This is a genomic window from Parasphingomonas halimpatiens (assembly GCF_036663795.1).
GTDB lineage: Bacteria > Pseudomonadota > Alphaproteobacteria > Sphingomonadales > Sphingomonadaceae > Sphingomonas.
This window is the reverse complement of record NZ_JAXOJP010000020.1, coordinates 71,256-87,887: the sequence shown is the minus strand read 5'-3', so window position 1 is coordinate 87,887 and position 16,632 is coordinate 71,256. Positions and strand designations below refer to the sequence as shown.

15 protein-coding genes, 1 tRNA gene and 2 pseudogenes are annotated in these 16,632 nt (G+C 63.3%); 11 read left to right on the top strand and 7 right to left on the bottom strand.

Annotated features, from left to right (window positions below):
* Positions 1 to 96: pseudogene (locus U1839_RS18115) on the top strand (IS5/IS1182 family transposase); the annotation flags it as partial.
* 235 nt (positions 97 to 331) lie between these two features.
* On the top strand, positions 332 to 592 hold the full coding sequence (locus U1839_RS18110; protein ID WP_332804982.1) for a GlsB/YeaQ/YmgE family stress response membrane protein: 261 nt from the start codon (positions 332 to 334) through the stop codon (positions 590 to 592).
* 59 nt (positions 593 to 651) lie between these two features.
* On the opposite strand, the gene U1839_RS18105 is transcribed toward U1839_RS18110, so the two are convergent.
* On the bottom strand, positions 652 to 1,374 hold the full coding sequence (locus U1839_RS18105) for an SIMPL domain-containing protein (protein ID WP_332804981.1): 723 nt from the start codon (positions 1,372 to 1,374) through the stop codon (positions 652 to 654).
* A 205-nt stretch (positions 1,375 to 1,579) separates the two neighbouring features.
* The gene (locus tag U1839_RS18100) at positions 1,580 to 1,846 is read right to left on the bottom strand and encodes a GlsB/YeaQ/YmgE family stress response membrane protein (protein ID WP_281126803.1); all 267 of its coding nucleotides are present in this window, start codon (positions 1,844 to 1,846) and stop codon (positions 1,580 to 1,582) included.
* A gap of 233 nt (positions 1,847 to 2,079) precedes the next feature.
* Here U1839_RS18100 and U1839_RS18095 point away from each other — a divergent pair, with 233 nt between their 5' ends.
* The 3 genes from U1839_RS18095 (at position 2,080) to U1839_RS18085 (ending at position 7,744) form a co-directional block, all read left to right on the top strand.
* Positions 2,080 to 3,246, top strand: coding sequence for an efflux RND transporter periplasmic adaptor subunit (locus tag U1839_RS18095; RefSeq protein WP_332804980.1), 1,167 nt, complete (start codon positions 2,080 to 2,082; stop codon positions 3,244 to 3,246).
* A gap of 4 nt (positions 3,247 to 3,250) precedes the next feature.
* Complete coding sequence (locus tag U1839_RS18090; RefSeq protein WP_332804979.1) at positions 3,251 to 6,400, top strand: efflux RND transporter permease subunit; 3,150 nt, start codon at positions 3,251 to 3,253, stop codon at positions 6,398 to 6,400.
* Between the two features lie 78 nt (positions 6,401 to 6,478).
* The gene (locus U1839_RS18085) at positions 6,479 to 7,744 is read left to right on the top strand and encodes a DUF445 domain-containing protein (RefSeq protein ID WP_332804978.1); all 1,266 of its coding nucleotides are present in this window, start codon (positions 6,479 to 6,481) and stop codon (positions 7,742 to 7,744) included.
* Positions 7,745 to 7,760: 16 nt separating this feature from the next.
* Here U1839_RS18085 and U1839_RS18080 read toward each other — a convergent pair whose 3' ends face one another.
* Complete coding sequence (locus tag U1839_RS18080; protein ID WP_332804977.1) at positions 7,761 to 8,435, bottom strand: HAD family hydrolase; 675 nt, start codon at positions 8,433 to 8,435, stop codon at positions 7,761 to 7,763.
* A 62-nt stretch (positions 8,436 to 8,497) separates the two neighbouring features.
* On the opposite strand from U1839_RS18080, the gene U1839_RS18075 reads away from it, so the two are divergent.
* The 4 genes from U1839_RS18075 to U1839_RS18060 are packed head-to-tail and all read left to right on the top strand — an operon-like array spanning position 8,498 to position 11,995.
* The gene (locus tag U1839_RS18075; RefSeq protein WP_332804976.1) at positions 8,498 to 9,607 is read left to right on the top strand and encodes an ABC transporter permease; all 1,110 of its coding nucleotides are present in this window, start codon (positions 8,498 to 8,500) and stop codon (positions 9,605 to 9,607) included.
* Between the two features lie 2 nt (positions 9,608 to 9,609).
* Positions 9,610 to 10,425: an ABC transporter ATP-binding protein gene (locus U1839_RS18070; RefSeq protein ID WP_281126797.1), complete on the top strand. Its 816-nt coding sequence runs from the start codon at positions 9,610 to 9,612 to the stop codon at positions 10,423 to 10,425.
* A complete protein-coding gene (locus U1839_RS18065; RefSeq protein ID WP_332804975.1) occupies positions 10,425 to 11,390 on the top strand; it encodes an MlaD family protein in 966 nt (321 codons plus the stop codon). Before U1839_RS18070 ends, U1839_RS18065 begins: the two co-directional genes overlap by 1 nt.
* An 8-nt stretch (positions 11,391 to 11,398) precedes the next feature.
* On the top strand, positions 11,399 to 11,995 hold the full coding sequence (locus U1839_RS18060) for an ABC-type transport auxiliary lipoprotein family protein (protein ID WP_332804986.1): 597 nt from the start codon (positions 11,399 to 11,401) through the stop codon (positions 11,993 to 11,995).
* Between the two features lie 46 nt (positions 11,996 to 12,041).
* On the opposite strand, the gene U1839_RS18055 is transcribed toward U1839_RS18060, so the two are convergent.
* The gene (locus U1839_RS18055; RefSeq protein ID WP_332804974.1) at positions 12,042 to 12,905 is read right to left on the bottom strand and encodes a peptidylprolyl isomerase; all 864 of its coding nucleotides are present in this window, start codon (positions 12,903 to 12,905) and stop codon (positions 12,042 to 12,044) included.
* Positions 12,906 to 13,003: 98 nt separating this feature from the next.
* On the opposite strand from U1839_RS18055, the gene U1839_RS18050 reads away from it, so the two are divergent.
* A tRNA-Ser gene (locus U1839_RS18050) sits at positions 13,004 to 13,094 on the top strand.
* Positions 13,095 to 13,244: 150 nt separating this feature from the next.
* Positions 13,245 to 14,402: a tyrosine-type recombinase/integrase gene (locus U1839_RS18045; RefSeq protein ID WP_332804973.1), complete on the top strand. Its 1,158-nt coding sequence runs from the start codon at positions 13,245 to 13,247 to the stop codon at positions 14,400 to 14,402.
* Positions 14,403 to 14,496: 94 nt separating this feature from the next.
* Here the strand turns inward: U1839_RS18045 and U1839_RS18040 are convergent, their stop codons facing one another.
* The 3 genes and pseudogenes from U1839_RS18040 to U1839_RS18035 all read right to left on the bottom strand — a co-directional run bounded on the left by U1839_RS18040 (position 14,497) and on the right by U1839_RS18035 (position 16,554).
* The gene (locus tag U1839_RS18040) at positions 14,497 to 15,558 is read right to left on the bottom strand and encodes a diadenylate cyclase (RefSeq protein ID WP_332804972.1); all 1,062 of its coding nucleotides are present in this window, start codon (positions 15,556 to 15,558) and stop codon (positions 14,497 to 14,499) included.
* Positions 15,528 to 16,034: a glycine-rich domain-containing protein gene (locus U1839_RS26815; protein WP_443030636.1), complete on the bottom strand. Its 507-nt coding sequence runs from the start codon at positions 16,032 to 16,034 to the stop codon at positions 15,528 to 15,530. The genes U1839_RS18040 and U1839_RS26815 overlap by 31 nt, the downstream gene beginning before the upstream one ends.
* A gap of 313 nt (positions 16,035 to 16,347) precedes the next feature.
* Positions 16,348 to 16,554 (bottom strand): annotated as a pseudogene (locus tag U1839_RS18035) (helix-turn-helix transcriptional regulator).
* Between the last annotated feature and the right edge of the window lie 78 nt (positions 16,555 to 16,632).

The window sequence follows — 16,632 nt, the reverse complement described above, 5'->3', positions numbered from 1 at the left end:
GACTGGGAACGATCCATCGAAAGCTCGACCGCATGGGCAACCATCGCCAGCATCCGCATGATCACCCGCAGAATCGCAAGAGTCTCAATCAGTTGAGAAACTTTTGAATCAGGCTCTGAGAGCGGCGCCGCGCCGGCGGCATCGTCAAGCCATGTTCAGATCGGGCCGACGCACCGCAAAGTGCGCCGGCCCGATGTCGTTTGCGGGTTACGCAATCACCAGCGCAGCGATGAAGCTCTGGCCGGGCGCCCTCCCCAAAGGAACCTTTTGCGCCCGTTACGAGTCTTGCCTTGTGTACCCGCTGCGACGGGTAAGCAATGGAGGGAAGAAAATGGGTCTCACCGGTCTTATCGTATGGCTCGTGGTCGGCGGCGTTTGCGGCTGGCTGGCGAGCATGGTTATGCGCACCGATGGTCAGCAGGGCATTGTGCTCAATATCGTGGTCGGCATTGTCGGCGCGGTTATTGCGTCGTTCATTTTCGGCGCCGGCATCAACGAAGCCATCACTGTGATGACGTTCGTCTATTCATTGGTCGGCGCGATCATTCTGCTCGCGATCGTCAATCTGGTGCGTCGCGGCACGGTTCGCTGAACCATCAGTAACGCTTCGGAAATGGGGCCGTCCGTGCGACCGGGCGGCCCCATTTCTCATTATTTCAGCAGAAAGCGCACTGACAGGGTAACGGTTACATCGGCTTCACCCGCCGCAACCTCGGTTGTTGCAACCTTGTCGCGCGCCGCCATCGCAAAGACGCGCGGGGGTGGCGAACCGCCGTCATTCTGGCCCGCTTCCGAGATCGATACGATTCGCGCCACGCTGAGGCCGGCGGCACGGGCATAGAGCTCGGCGCGCGCACGCGCCTGCTTCACCGCATCGTTGCGCGCCTCGTCGAGCGCGGCCTCGGGCTTGTCGATCGACAAATTGGGGCCTTCGATCTGATTGGCACCCTCGCCGACCAGCGCATCGAGGATCGCACCGGCCCGGGCGATGTCGCGAAAGCGAATCGAGACCGTGTTGCTGGCCTGATATCCCGTGACCTCTGGCGGCTTGCCGTCGGCGTAGCGATATTGCGGATTGAGCGAGACGTTGGCAGTCTGCACATCGCGCGGCTGAACCCCGGCACGCTTGATCGCCGCGAGCACGCGCATCATGCGCGTCGCGTTGTCGGCCAGTGCGGCCGCGGCGGTGGCACCCTGCGTAACGACACCCGAACGGATCGTCGCGACGTCGGGCACGCGCGTCGTCTTTCCCTCCGCGGTAATGTCCAGCAATGTTCCGTCGGGTAGAATCGGCGACATCATCGGCACCTGCGCCATAGCCGGCCCGGCCAACGGCACGGCGGCCAGCGCCATCAGCATCATTATCTTGCGCATGTCATTCTCCCGGCTTCCTTTGGTCCGGTCGTTCTGGCAGGTCGCAGGCGAACCGGCGATGAACGGCGCAGCACCATGACCGCATAACCTCGGCGGACTTGCGCGTGCGCGAGCGGGCCGCGCGGGTACCCGTGCGACCTGCCGTCAAGCATTGCATAAATTACGTGCGCGAGCCCGGGGAACGCGCAAAAAATGTCGTCGAGCGCTAGCGAACGCGGCGCGACGTAACGAGACGGTAGAGCGCCAGAAGCACCACCGCCCCGGCGGTCGCCGCGCCGTAGCTCTGCCAGCCGCCCTCGACATGTACGCCGAGATAAGGCGAGACGTAACCGGCGAGCAGCGCGCCCGCGATACCGATGAGGATCGTGACGATGATCCCGCCCGGGTCCTTGCCGGGCATGATGATCTTGCCGAGGATCCCGGCGACCAAACCGATCAGGATCCAGCCGAGGAAGGTGTTGTGCGTCAGCATCGCGCCACTCCAGTGTCGCCCGCCCCCCTGTGGCCGGCGCGCGAACCTCGCGCGGTCGCGCAACAATTGCAACCCATTGCGGTGCGAAACCCGCCGCCATCCTTGCGAAATCGGACAAAAGAAGCCAAGGCGAGATGTCAGCCGATGACCCTCTTGAGGTCGGTGCTATATTCAGCTAATACAGCTATGACGAGATGCAGCGGCGGACGGCCGCGACGGGGAAAGTGACGCACATGAACTATGATACGCCGGCGTGGAGCAAGGACGATCAACGCGCCTTGCCGGACGGCACCGAGCGGTCGCGGCGTGGCCTGATCATCGGCATCGTGGTCGCGGTGGCGCTCGCGTTGATCGTCGCCTGGTTCGTGTTTCACAAAAAGCCCGAGCAGGCCAAGCCGGTCGAGCAATTGCCGACCGTGAGCGTTGCGTCGCCGGGTCGGCAGGCGGTCGCGCGGGTGATTTCGGCCACCGGTTCACTTGCCGCCCAGGTCGACATGCCGGTCGGCGTGGCTGGCGAGGGTGGCCGCGTCACGCAGGTGCTGGTCCAGCCGGGGCAGTGGGTCGAGGCAGGCCAGGTCCTCGCCACGGTCGACCGGTCGGTCCAGAGCCAGACGGCCGCGTCCCTCGCCGCGCAGGTCGCGGTCGCCCAGGCCGACGCCAAGATCGCCCAGTCCAATCTCGATCGTGCCCAGTCGCTGGTCGACAAGGGGTTCATCTCGCGCGCCGATCTCGAGACCAAGACCGCGACGCGCGATGCCGCCAATGCCCGCGTGCGCGTCGCGCAGGCGACGCTCGGCCAGCAGCGCGCCGCCAACGGTCGCCTCGACATTCGTGCACCGGCCGCCGGCCTGGTGCTGCTCCGTTCGGTCGAGCCGGGGCAGATCGTCAGTGCCGGCGCGGGCATGCTGTTCCGCATCGCCAAGGGCGGCCAGCTCGAACTGCGCGCCCAGCTCAGCGAAGCCGATATCGCGACGCTCAAGGTTGGCGACAGCGCCGATGTCACGCCCGTGGGCAGCGACAGGAAGTTCGCCGGGCATATCTGGCAGGTCTCGCCGGTCATCGATCCGCAGAGCCGCCAGGGCATCGCCAAGATCGCGCTGTCCTACGACCAGGCGTTGCGGCCGGGCGGTTTCGCCGCGGTGTCGATCCGCAGCGGGACGAGCGATTCGCCGCAGCTACCCAACTCGGCGATCCAGAGCGATGAAAAGGGCAATTTCGTCTATGTCGTCGGGGCCGACGACAAGGTCGTGCGGCGCGCGGTCACGATCGGCGAGGTATCCGACAGCGGCGTCTCGATCGCCTCGGGGCTGATCGGGAACGAGCGGGTCGTACTGTCGGCCGGTGCGTTCCTCAATCCGGGCCAGAAGGTGAAGCCGATCCTGTCCAAGACCAGGAGCTGACATCATGGGTTTCCGCAACATCTCGGCATGGTCGATCCGCAACCCGGTTCCGTCGCTCGTCCTGTTTTTCATGCTGACGGTAGCGGGCATCTTCAGCTTCAACTCGATGCAGATCAACAACAACCCGGACATCGATTTTCCGGTTGTCGTCATATCGGTCAGCCAGCCCGGGGCGGCGCCCAGCGAGCTCGAAGCGCAGGTCACGCAGAAAATCGAGTCGGCAGTGCGCAGCCTGCAGGGCATCGACGAGATCAATTCGCGGGTCACCGAGGGCCAGTCGCTGACCATCGTGCAGTTGGCGATCGGCACGCCGATCGACCGCGCGGTCGAGGATGTGCGCAGCGCGGTGCAGCAGGTACGCAGCGATCTTCCCGACGGCATTCTCGAGCCGCAGATCGAACGCGAGAACACATCGAACCAGGATCTGGCCAGCTACGCTGCGGTCAGCACCGACATGACGATCGAGCAGCTCAGCTGGTATATCGACAATACGGTCAGCAAGGAGCTGCTGGCGGTGCCGGGCATGGCGACGGTCGGTCGCAACGGTGGGGTCAGCCGCGAAATCCGCGTCATCCTCGATCCGGTGCGGCTGCAATCGCAGGGGCTCACCGCGAGCCAGGTCAATCAACAGCTGCGCCAGATCAATCTCAACGCCGCCGGCGGCCGCGCCGAAATCGCCGGGTCGGAGCAGTCGGTGCGGGTGCTGGGCAATGCCCGCACCGCCTATGATCTGGGCCAGCAACAGATTTCCGTCGGGGGCGGTCGCACGGTCAAGCTGAGCGACATCGCCGATGTGCGCGATCTCTATGCCGAGCAACGCTCCTCCTCCGCGCTGAACGGCCAGCAAGTGCTGAGCTTCGACTTTCAGCGCGCCAAGAGCGGCTCCGACGTCACGGTGTTTCGCGGCGCGGCGGCCAAGCTGGCGGCACTGGAGAAGCGCAACCCCAGGGTACATTTCCAGCTGATCTTCAACGACGAGAAATACACCGAGATTCAGTACAACTCCGCGATGGAGGCGATGGTCGAGGGCGCGGTTCTCGCGGTGATCGTGGTGTTCCTGTTCCTGCGCGACTGGCGCTCGACCATCATCTCGGCGCTGGCGATTCCCCTCTCGGCGATCCCGACCTTCTGGTTCATGAGCCTGATGGGTTTCACCCTGAACGGCATCAGCCTGCTCGGACTGAGCCTCGTCGCCGGCGTGCTGGTCGATGACGCGATCGTCGAGATCGAGAACATCGTGCGGCACATGCGGATGGGCAAGACCGCCTATCAGGCCGCGATCGACGCGGCCGACGAGATCGGCCTAGCGGTGCTGGGCACGACCATGGCGATCGTTGCGGTATTCCTGCCGGTCGGGCTAATGCCCGGCATTTCGGGCCAGTTTTTCAAGAATTTCGGACTGACCGTCGTTGTCTCCGTGCTGATGAGCCTCGCCGTCGCGCGGCTGATCACGCCGATGTTCGCGGCCTATTTCCTCAAGGCGCATGGCCATCAATCGCATGGCGAGGGGCGGATGATGGACGCCTATATGGCAGTCCTGCGCTGGACGCTGCAGCATCGCTGGTCGGCAATAGTCGGCAGCGTCGCGGCATTGGCGCTGACGATCGTCTGCATCATGAACCTGCCGATGACCTTCCAGCCCGACCAGGACCAGGATTCGAGCACCGCCACGATCGAGATGGTGCCGGGCACGACGCTGGCCCAGACCGAGGCGGTTGTGGAGCACGTCGCAGGCTTCCTGAAGAAGCAGCCCGAGGTCGCTTCGGTCTATTCGCGTGCCTTTGTCGGCAATGGCCGCGTGACCGCGATCTTCAAGGAAAACAAGAAACAGACCAGTAACGCCTTCGAGCGCGCGCTGGCGCCGCAACTGGCGCAGATCGTCGATGCGCGGGTGTCGTTCCGATCGAGCAACGGCTGGGGCGGCAGCGGCCGCGACCTGACGATTACGCTGGGCGGCGACGACCCCAAGGTGCTGACGCAGACCGCGATCACGCTGGTGGAACAGATGTCGCACCTGCGCTCAGTGGGCGCGCCGCGCATCACCGGCGACCTGCAACGGCCGGAGATCGTCATCAAGCCGCATGTCGATCTTGCCGCCAATCTCGGCGTGACGACGGCGGCGCTGTCATCGGCAATCCGCATCGCCACGCTCGGCGACATCGACCAGAACAGCGCGAAATTCTCGTTGAGCGACCGCCAGATCCCGATCCGGGTCGCGCTTGACCAGAATGCGCGCCAGCGGCTGTCGACGATCCAGAACCTGCCGGTGCAGACCAGCTCGGGCGGATCGGTGCCGCTGAGCCTCGTTGCCGACGTAAGCTTCGGGGCCGGCCCGACCAAGATCGAACGCGTCTCCCAGCAGCGCCAGATCACCGTCGGTGCGGATCGCGCGCCGGGCGTCGTGAGTGGCACGGCAATGACCGCGATCAACAACCTTCCGATCATGAAGCACCTGCCCACGGGCGTCTCGCAGCTGACGCTCGGCCAGCAGAAGTTCCAGAGCGAGATGGTCAACAACTTCATCGTCGCGGTGATCTCCGGCATTTTCCTCGTCTTCGCGGTGCTGGTGCTGTTGTATCGCCGTTTGCTGCCGCCGCTGGTCAACATGGGCTCGCTCCTGCTGGCCCCCCTCGGCGGGCTGCTCGCCCTGCTCGCGACGGGGAACCCGTTGTCGATGCCGGTGTTCATCGGGCTGTTGATGCTGCTTGGCATCGTCGCCAAGAACTCGATCCTGCTGATCGATTTCGCGCTCGAGGAGATGAGCAAGGGTGTCGATCCGATCACCGCGATCATCGACGCTGGTCACAAGCGGGCGCAGCCGATCGTGATGACGACGGTGGCGATGGTTGCGGGCATGGTACCAACGGCGCTGTCGCTGGGCGGTGACGGATCGTGGCGGGCGCCGATGGGCATCACCGTGATCGGCGGCCTCATCCTTTCGACGGTGCTGACGCTGGTCATCGTGCCGGCCAGCTTCAGTCTGGCGGTGGGGATCGAGCGCTGGATCGGACCGAAGCTGGGCCGGCGCCTGCTGACCTATCGCCCGGGCGACGACGGCAAGCCGGTGATCGACCACACGCCCGACGCCGGCCGACTCGGCGGGCGCCCGGGGACGATCGGCTATCGCGGCGAAGGCCCCCACCCGGCGGTGTGAGCCTGAGCCTGGAGCACAAAGTGGCAGTGGGTGCGACGAAAGCTTGAACAATCCCCGTTTTCAGGGATTGTTGTCGTAATGAATCTGTTTCGCCGCCCCATTGTCGCCGCCGAGGCTCCGCCGCCCGGCTTGCAGCGCATGCGCTGGGTGGCGACGGGTTTGCTCGTCGCGATGGCGGCGACCTATCTGGTGACGCGCGCGCTGGCCGACCGACACCCGGCGTTCGGTTTCGTCCGCGCCTTTGCAGAGGCGGCGATGGTCGGCGGGCTGGCCGACTGGTTTGCCGTCACCGCCCTGTTCCGTCATCCGCTCGGCCTGCCGATCCCGCATACCGCGATCATCCCGCGCAACAAGGATCGCATCGGCACGACGCTGGCGGCGTTCCTGCGCGACAATTTCCTCATTCCCGCCGTCGTTGCGCGACGCATGCGCGGCGTCGATGTCGCGGGCGCGGCGGGGCGCTGGCTCGCCGGGCCGGGCGGCGGGCAAGGCCGGCTGCGCGTCGGCGCGTCGCGCCTCGCGGCCGACATTCTCGCCTCGCTCGACCAGAAGCGCCTTGGCGGGATGGTCCGCGGCGCGATGGGCCAGCGGCTGCGCGCGCTCGATCTCGCACCGTTGATCGGCCAGGCGCTCGGCGCCGCGATGGCCGAAGGCCGGCACATGCCGCTGCTCGACGGCATCATCCGCTGGGCGGCGAAGATCCTCGCCGCCAACGATCATCTGATCCGCGCGATGGTGCATGAACGCGCCGGATCGGTGATGCGCTGGACCGGGCTCGACGAGACGCTGGCCAACAAGATCATCGACGGACTCGACAATCTGCTGGCCGACATGGCGCACGACCCCGACCATCCCTTGCGCGAAAAGGCCGAGGAAGGGCTGAGCACGCTGGCGCACGACCTGCAGTACGACCCCGTGATGCAGGCGCGGGTCGAGCGGGTTAAGGCCGAGATCATCGACAACCCGGCAATGCAACGCTGGCTCGACGGGGTATGGGAGCAGGCGCGCGCCGCGATGCTGCGCATGGCGCGCGACCCCGATGCGGCGCTGGCCGGGCAATTCGGCGAAGCACTCAACCAGCTTGGCGAGACGCTGCAAAAGGACCCGTTGCTCGGCGAAACGATCAACCGCTTCGTGCGCCGCGCGGTGGTCGGCATGGCCGCCGATTATGGCGACGGGATCGTTCGCTTGGTGTCCGAAACCGTGCGCGGTTGGGACGCCGACACGATCACGCGGCGGCTGGAAAACGCCGTCGGGCGCGACCTGCAATATATCCGCGTCAATGGCACCATCGTCGGCGGGCTGGTCGGGCTGGCGATCCACGCGATCGACGTGTCGCTTTGAACGCCGGACGCAACGATCAGCGAGCCCAGTCCTCGATCCGCCAGCCCTTGGCACGCGCGAGCGTGCGCAGCGGACCGTGCGCATTGACCGCGACCGCCTGGTCCGCCCAGACAAAGGTCGGCGCGTCGGAGACATGATCCGAATAGAAGCGCACATGCACCTGATCGCGCACCAGCCCCTCGCGCGCCATCCACGCCTCGATCATCCGAAGCTTGGCGGGGCCGTAGCAATTCTCGCCCTCGATATGCGCGAGCAGCCTGCCATGCACATCCTTGCGCACGCCGGTCGCGATGACGTCGTCGAAACCAAGGCGCTCGGCGATCGCCACCGCATAAAAGCCGTACGATGCTGTCGCCATGACCAGCCGCCGTCCATCAGCCTTGTCGGCGGCGATCTGCGCCCGCGCGCCAGTGAAGACACCCGAGGCGACGACCTGATCGGCAAAGCGCGCCGCCGCCTTGTGCGCCGCCTCGGCGTGCAGCCTGCCGCCGAGGATCAGGCGCTGCGTCCATTGCTTGAGCCGTCCGCGGTCGATCAGCTTTGCGGCATAGGCGCCGGTCGCAACGCCGGCAAGCGGGAGCAAGGCGAGCCGCCACGGCGCGCGACCACGCGCGGTGGCAACGAGAAACGCGGTCCAGGTCGGCGCGTGCGTAATGGTCCGGTCCATGTCGTAGATGGCGAGATGCTGCATCGCACTACCTTACGCATGCTCACTCTTGCCGATCCAGCGGCTTTGCATCAAGGTCAACAACGATGACCGAAGCCGCCGACTTTACGCTGGAGCGCGCCACGGGGGGTGACGTGCTGCGATTCCATGGCGTTCTCGCCCTGGCGCGGCTCGGCGACCTGCCCGACCGGCTGCGTGCCTTCGAGGGCGCGGTCGCCAGAATCGACCTCAGCGACGTCGCGCATATCGATACCATCGGCGCATGGATCATCCACCGTTTCGCCGCCGAAAAGGGCGCGTCGATCGAAGGACTCGACGTGGACGGCGAGCACCTGCTGTCGCAGGTCGAGCAGGCCGACCAGCCCGTCGCGATGCGCCCTGCCCATATCGGCAGCATCGAACGCATCGTCGGGGAGATCGGCGAGGCGACCGTCACCGCGCTGCGCACGATGCTCGGACTGCTGGCCTTTCTCGGCGCGACGACGCTGGCCTTCGGCAATGTCCTGCGCCACCCGTCGCGCTTCCGCTTCAATGCGACCGTCCGGCGTTTCGAGGTCGTCGGTGTCACCGCGCTCGGCATCATTGGCCTGATGAGCTTCCTGATCGGGATCGTCATCGCGCAGCAGGGCTCTGTGCAACTGGAGCAATTCGGCGCGCAGGTGCTGACGATCAACCTTGTTGGCCGCATCACGATGCGCGAACTCGGCGTGCTGATGACGGCGATCATGGTCGCGGGGCGCTCAGGCTCGGCCTTTGCCGCACAGCTCGGCACGATGAAGCTGACCGAGGAAGTCGACGCGATGCGCACGATCGGCGTGTCGCCGATGGAGGCACTGGTGCTGCCGCGCGTCATCGCTGCCGTGGTGATGATGCCGCTGCTGGGTTTCTATGCCTCGCTGGTCTCGATCATCGGCGGTGGGCTGATGTGCTGGGCGGTGCTCGACATCCCGCCGATCACCTATGTCCAGCGCATCCGCGAGGTCGTGCCGCTGACCGATGTGTGGATCGGGCTGATCAAGGCGCCGGTGTTTGGCGCGATCATCGCGATCGCGGGCTGTTTCCAGGGCATGCAGGTCGAAGGCGACGCCGAACAGGTCGGCACGCGCACCACCGCCGCCGTGGTCCAGGCGATTTTTCTGGTGATCGTGGTCGATGCGTTCTTCGCGGTTTTCTTCACCCATATCGGGTGGAAGTGAGCATGCGCGGCGACAAGAACGACATCGTCATCAGGGTGCGCGGGCTGCGCAACAGCTTTGGCGACCAGGTGGTCCATGAGGGCCTCGATCTCGACGTCAGGCGCGGCGAGATCATCGGTGTGGTCGGCGGATCGGGCACCGGCAAGTCAGTGCTGATGCGCTCGATCATCGGACTGCAGACCCCCGATCAGGGCGAGGTCGAGGTGTTCGGCGAATCGATGCTGGGCGACAGTACCCCCGCGTCCGACGATATTCGGCGCCGCTGGGGTGTGCTGTTTCAAGGTGGCGCGCTGTTCTCGACGCTCACCGTGGCCGAGAACACCCAGGTACCGCTGCAGGAATTCTATCCGCATCTCGACCGCGCGCTGCTCGACGAGATTGCCGCCTACAAGGTCGTCATGACGGGCCTGGCGCCCGAGGCAGGACCGAAATACCCCGCCGAGCTGTCGGGCGGCATGCGCAAGCGCGCAGGGCTCGCCCGCGCGCTCGCGCTCGACCCGGAGCTGTTGTTCCTCGACGAGCCGACCGCCGGGCTGGACCCGATCGGTGCGGCGGCGTTCGATGAACTGACCAAATCCTTGCAGAAGACGCTCGGGCTGACGGTCTTCCTGATCACGCACGATCTCGACAGCCTCTATGCGATCTGTGACCGTGTCGCGGTGATCGCCGACAAGAAGGTGATCGCGGTCGGCACGATCGACGAATTGATCGCACTCGACCACCCGTGGATCGAGGAATATTTCAAGGGACCGCGCGGACGCGCGGCGATCGCCACGCTCGACCGGGCCGAGGCGAAACTGGCAGGGGCTAGCGACTGATGGAAACCCGTTCCAACCATGTCCTTGTCGGCAGCGTGGTGTTGATCCTGCTCGCCGTGCTGGCGCTGTTTCTCGTCTGGATCACGCGCTTCGGCGCGACCGACGAGAAGGAGTATGACATCTTCTTCAAACAGTCGGTCGACGGCCTCGCCACGGGGTCGGCGGTAACCTTCTCGGGTGTCCCCTCGGGGCAGGTCAAGCAGATCGCGCTGTTCAAGGACGACCCGCAATTCGTCCGCGTACGGATCACGGTCAGGGAGGAGACCCCGGTGCTGGAAGGCACCACCGCGACGATGCAGGGGAGTTTCACCGGCACGAGCACGATCCAGCTCGACGGTGCGGTCAAGGGCGCTGCGCCGCTCAGCTGCCCGGGGGACAACCCCAAGAACAGCTGCCCGTTCGGCGTGCCGGTAATCCCGCCCCGCGCCGGCGGCCTGGGCGCGCTACTCAGCTCCGCGCCGAAGCTGCTCGAGCGCATCTCGACACTGACCGAGCGGCTGACCGAGGTGCTCAACGACAAGAACCAGGCGTCGATCACCGGCATCCTCAACAACACCAACCGGCTGACCAAGGCGCTGGCCGATCGCGGCCCCGAAATCGCCTCGACGCTGGCCGAGACGCGCCAGGCGATCCAGAAGGCCGGGCTCGCCGCCGAGCAGATAGGCAAACTGGCACAGACCACCGACGGCGTGCTGACCGACGATGTGCGGCCGGCGATGGCCAATCTCAACGCGGCGATCAAATCGGCGCGGACCAGCGCGGAAACGCTCAACGCGACACTCAATGACGCGCGACCCGGCGTCCAGGCCTTCTCCAGGGATACCATGCCCGAGGTCGGGCAGCTGGTGCACGATTTGCGCCAGATGACCCAGGCGCTCAGCACGGTGGCGGAGAAGATCGACCAGCAGGGTGCCGGTTCGATCATCGGCGCGCCGCGCCTGCCCGATTACAAGCCCAGCAAGTGAGGACCATGATGCGCCCTGCCCCGCTCAAGACCGCGCTGGCACTGGCCGCGCTCGTGCCGCTGTCGGCCTGTATCAGCTTTGGCGCCAAGCCGCCGCCATCGTTGCTGACACTCACCTCCGCCACGGCCTTGCCGGCCGGACAGACACAGTCCTCCGCGACCAGCCCGACCATCACGATCACCGTCCCGGCGGTGGGTGGCGCGCTGGCGACGCAGCGCGTACCCGTCGCGGAAAACGAAACCGCGATCGCCTATGTCAAGGACGCACAATGGGTCGAACCGCCGGCGCGGCTGTTCGCGCGCCTGATGTCTGACACGATCGCGGCGAAGACCGGCCGTGTCGTGCTCTCGACCGCGCAATCCTTCTCCGACCCGGGCGCGCGCCTGACCGGCGAGTTGCGCCAGTTCGGTGTCGATGCCGGTACCCACCAGGCGGTCGTGGTGTTCGACGCCTCACTGGTGCGCAACGATCGCCATGTGTTCGAGAAGCGCCGCTTCATGGCGACGGTACCGATGGCCAAGGTCGACGCCGCCAATGTCGGGATCGCGCTAAACCAGGCGGCAAACCAGGTCGCGGGCGAGGTCGCCGACTGGGTCGGCAAGTAGCCGCCCATTAGCGACGCATCGCGGATCGCGGCCCGCTGCGCCTTCGCTAGTTCGCGCCGACGCGCCGCACCGCTAGCGGCACGTCGCACACGTCGACTCCGCCGAGTGCCACCATCCCTTTTGGATGGAGGCGCAGGTCGAGCATCGCGCTAAAGCGGACATTGTCAGCCGAACGATAAACGAAATGCGGTCGCTGCGCCGGCGGCAAGTCACTCGCCAGGCGCACCGAGACAATCGGCGTCCGCTCGCGCGCCGTGGCGTAGACACCCAGCGGGGCGTCGCTGCGCGGCAGCGCCGAGAGATATTGCATGCCCTCGATGATCCGGCCGACGATCGTATAGTTGCGGTCGAGCCGCCGCGCGGCCTGGCCGATCGGGGTGAACAGTTCAGATCCGCTGCCGGTGTCGGGCGAGGAATCACGCGCCACGCCGACCGTGCCGTAGCAATGCGGGATCCACGATGCCGCGCCGTCGGTCGCGACGGACCAGCCATCGGCGGTGATGCCGGCTGCGGTCGAATAGGCATCGGCGCGCGCCAGGCGCTGGGCGGGCGCGAACGACGCGATGTCATATTCGGCGGCCGGCACCTTGACGACATTGCCGGGCAGCGGCTTCTTCTCGGAGGCGTCGCCCCATTGCGCGACCCAGCCCTCCTGGACGCGGTAGACGCTTTCGCCGTCCCACCACTTCGCCTGCGCCAACCGCCGGACATTGGCGACATGTTCGGGCGCATGGCTCGGCGCAAGACGAATCACGACGGTGCGGTTGCCGGCGAGCGTTATGACCAGCAGCTCGTCGTCGGGGATCGGCTTCCAGTCGCCGGCGGCGGGATCCGAGGGCAGTGGTGCAGCCGGCGGCGTGGCGGGCGCAGCCTGGGCGGCGGCGAGCATGGCGAGGAGCGAGATCAGCATGGGAAGCTTGTGGCATGCCCGCCACGCGCTACGCAATCGCGCGATGCTTGCGTGTCACCGATACACGCTCTAGGGCCACGCTTCCGTCCAGGACATGCGGAGCGGTGGCCGAGTGGTCGAAGGCGCTCGCCTGGAAAGTGAGTATACGCCAAAAGCGTATCGAGGGTTCGAATCCCTCCCGCTCCGCCATTCCCGCCCTTTTTGGGGCTGGTAAAAACCCCGGAAATCAGCCATAAAAGCATGGAAATCTGCGGTTTTTTATCCCGCGAGATTTCACTCGATCCCGCACCATCCCACACAAAGTGTGGGGTAAAGTGTGGGGTAAAATGGAGTGAGATGATGGGAAAGCTCACGGCATTAAAGGTTCGATCGTTGATCGAACCTGGCCGCTATTCAGATGGGGACGGCCTTTTTCTCGAACTCAACGGGAAGGGGTCGGGCAGATGGCTCCTTCGAATCCAGTCCGACGGCCGGCGGCGTGACATAGGCCTTGGCTCACTAAAGGCTGTGTCACTCGCCGATGCACGGGACGCTGCCTTTCTTACGCGCAAGAAGATTGCCCAAGGGATCGACCCCGTCGCCGAGCGCAAGGAGGAGCGTCGTGTCATCCCGACGTTTCGCGACGCCGCGAAGACTGTCCACGAGGAGCACGAACAAAGCTGGAAGAACGGAAAGCATCAAAAGCAGTGGATTGCCACGCTCGAGACATATGCTTTTCCCATTCTGGGGAACCGCCTCGTCAGCGAGATCGAGGGACCGCTTATCACCACAGTCCTGGCGCCGATCTGGCTGACCAAACCGGAAACCGCGCGGCGCGTTAGGCAACGGATCGGCAGCGTTCTGGACTGGTCGTACGCCAAGGGCCTTCGAACGACCGAAGCTCCAATGCGCTCCCTTTCAAAGGGGTTGCCTCGTCAGCCCAAGAAGGACGGGCATTTCGCTGCCATGCCCTACGTTCAGGTCCCCGACTTCATCAGCAGACTCAACGAGCGCGAATCAGTCGGCAGGCTCGCGCTTGAAGCGCTGATCCTGACAGCGACGCGATCGGGCGAGTTGCGGGGCGCACGCTGGCGCGAGTTGGACTTAGAAGCCGGGACGTGGACCATTCCGGCTGAGCGAATGAAGATGGGACGCACCCATGTCGTACCGCTTGCCCCGGAGGCGGTCGCTGTGTTCACGCGCGCGGAAAAGTTCAAGCTGAGTGCGAGCGATCTCGTTTTCCCCGGACAGGTCGTCGTGACGAAACCGCTGTCGGATATGACGCTGCTCAAGATTCTTCGTGACATGGAACTCGCCGTGACCGTCCATGGCTTTCGCTCTGCGTTTCGGGATTGGGTAGCTGACAAGACGGACTACCCGGGCGAGGTTGCTGAGGCTGCGCTCGCGCATACTATCTCGAACAAAGTAGAGGCGGCTTATCGCCGAACCGACTTTCTCGATAAGCGAAAGCTACTCATGCGAGATTGGGCCATGTTTTTGCGTCATTGCGCCCAATGAGGCGGGGGCACTCGCTGCACACACAGAGCGCCGGGCAAAACCGGCGGACATCCGAAAACGAAATATCTAGCGGAACCCTTAATCTCTATCTTGACTAACGCCGCTCACAGGTTCGAAACACCATTTCCCCGGCGCAATAAACGGTCACTGGCCCCTCCGACGAGATAACGAACACGAGGCCCTTAACAAGTGTAGAAAATGATTGGGCAGTCAAATGCCGCGAGCCCCGGTCAGACCCCGCCTTCATCATCATGAGTTTCGGGACTAGAAGCCAGTTCTTCGCTGATCTTATATAGCCTTTGTGATCTATTAGTACCGCCCCATCGGTATTTCTCATCAATGCTACGAGGAGATTCTGATGAGCTCGCAGAGTAACATCCTGACCGGCGGGGAATACAATAGAGCTTTCAGTATTTAAATTGCTCTTCTTTCTGATATTGTCATTTGGATGCAGCAATACGATGGTACCACCAACACCGGAGTCTGCCCCGAGAGTATGGATAGCTATACGCAGAATAGAATTCAGGATTTGCATATCCCAAGGAGGGCGCTTCCACTTGTTCGAAGTATATTTCCAGAGCTCTCGCTTAAAATAATACTGATACTTAAAAAAGCTAATTCTACCGTTCTTGTGCACGGCTAGGCCTTCTTGGCACAAGACAATTATCTCGCCGCTAAAGCATCGTTTTATCAAGAACAAGTCTTTGCTAAGAGGTTCTTGATGATTTTCTTCGCCACGATTATAAAGAACATCGTCCCTGATGGTAAATAAATCGAGCTCGTCTAAGACAAATATTTCTTTGAACGAGATTACCCCTTGGGCGTTGGGACAAATGACGCGGAATGTCTTAACACCATCGCAAAAAACCCGCCCATCACCCTTAATGTCGGGAAGCCAATCGCCCTCAGGCATATTTTGGTGATATGCGCCGAATGGATGGGAGCATATAATTGCCCCATGTGTCGGAGTCCTTCCCTCGAAAGAAGGCTCGAAAATCGTTTCAACGAGCTCCCGTAGAACAACATCATTTATTTTGAAGGCATCGTTCTTTAGGAAGCCATTCGCTTTGAACTCCCTTTTCAGGAATTTCAAATGACGAGTTTTCTCCTCGGATATAGTCGAAATTACTTCGTGCAAGATGAACAGCTCGAACACTTGCTGCAGGAAGTAGATCCACTCGGACCCTGGTCGTGATCCGGCCGGCTATCAAAATGAGCGAGCCATATGCCGCAAGTAGTCTCAAACGACTTTTCTAAGTTGAGCCGGTCATCTTCGCCATTAAGGCCGAAATACGGATAATGGTGCAGGAATTCACCGAAGATATAGTCGCAATCTTTTTGGTAAGCTCTCGTGTCGAGGATATGGGCGTGCCAAAACGAGTCTATGAGAGTCGTCGGGACGATTTTTATTTCCGGATAGGCGCATTGTAACGCGAGAAACTGCCGATATCTACGTTCTACATATTCAGTTTCGATATTGCAGTCTGGGCAGACAAATCCTTGGTCCAAGTTAATTTTGCGCTTAATATTACTGAAATCACGAGACGCCACTCTTTCGACCGCCAACTTCACAAGATAAGATTTGCTATGCCCGAAATTAGCTGGCTCGTGTGCTGCTAAACCTAATTTCATGTTACGATCCTATCGGATGGGACTTGGGCAATCGGAAAAAATCGCGGCGTCTAAAACGCGATCTTGGCGCCTCATATGCTAGAGTCGGCGGGCGGACTTGAGGTTAGCTTTCCGCAACCAAAGACGCAACGCACGATGCATCCCTCTGCTCCAGCACGGCTTGGCGGCGGATCGCGTGCCGACTTCGGGGTGCTGCGCCCGCCAAGCGCTTCCACAAAAGCCCGCCGGCGAACGGTAGCAGGCAATTGGCGTACCAGGCCGACCCGAGAGCCCACCACATTTTAGATACCACTACGCCGACTGGGGTAATCCGCTAACCTTCGGTTCCGACAGAATAGAACATGGGATTGCGCATCCAATCGCTGATCGCCGACTCGCGCCAGCCCTTGCAGCGGGTGCTGATGTGAATGTTCTGCGGGAAGGTTCCGTTCTCCATCTTGCGGTACATGGTTGAGCGGCTGAGGCCAGTTCATTCCAGCACTGCTTTGAGGCGAAGGATTCGGTCGGGGGCTTCGGTCATGGCGTGGTCCTGCTTGCATCGGTCTGGCTCCCCGCGAACAGGATTGGGATCTGTGGGTGTCGCGCAAGAGGATCGCGC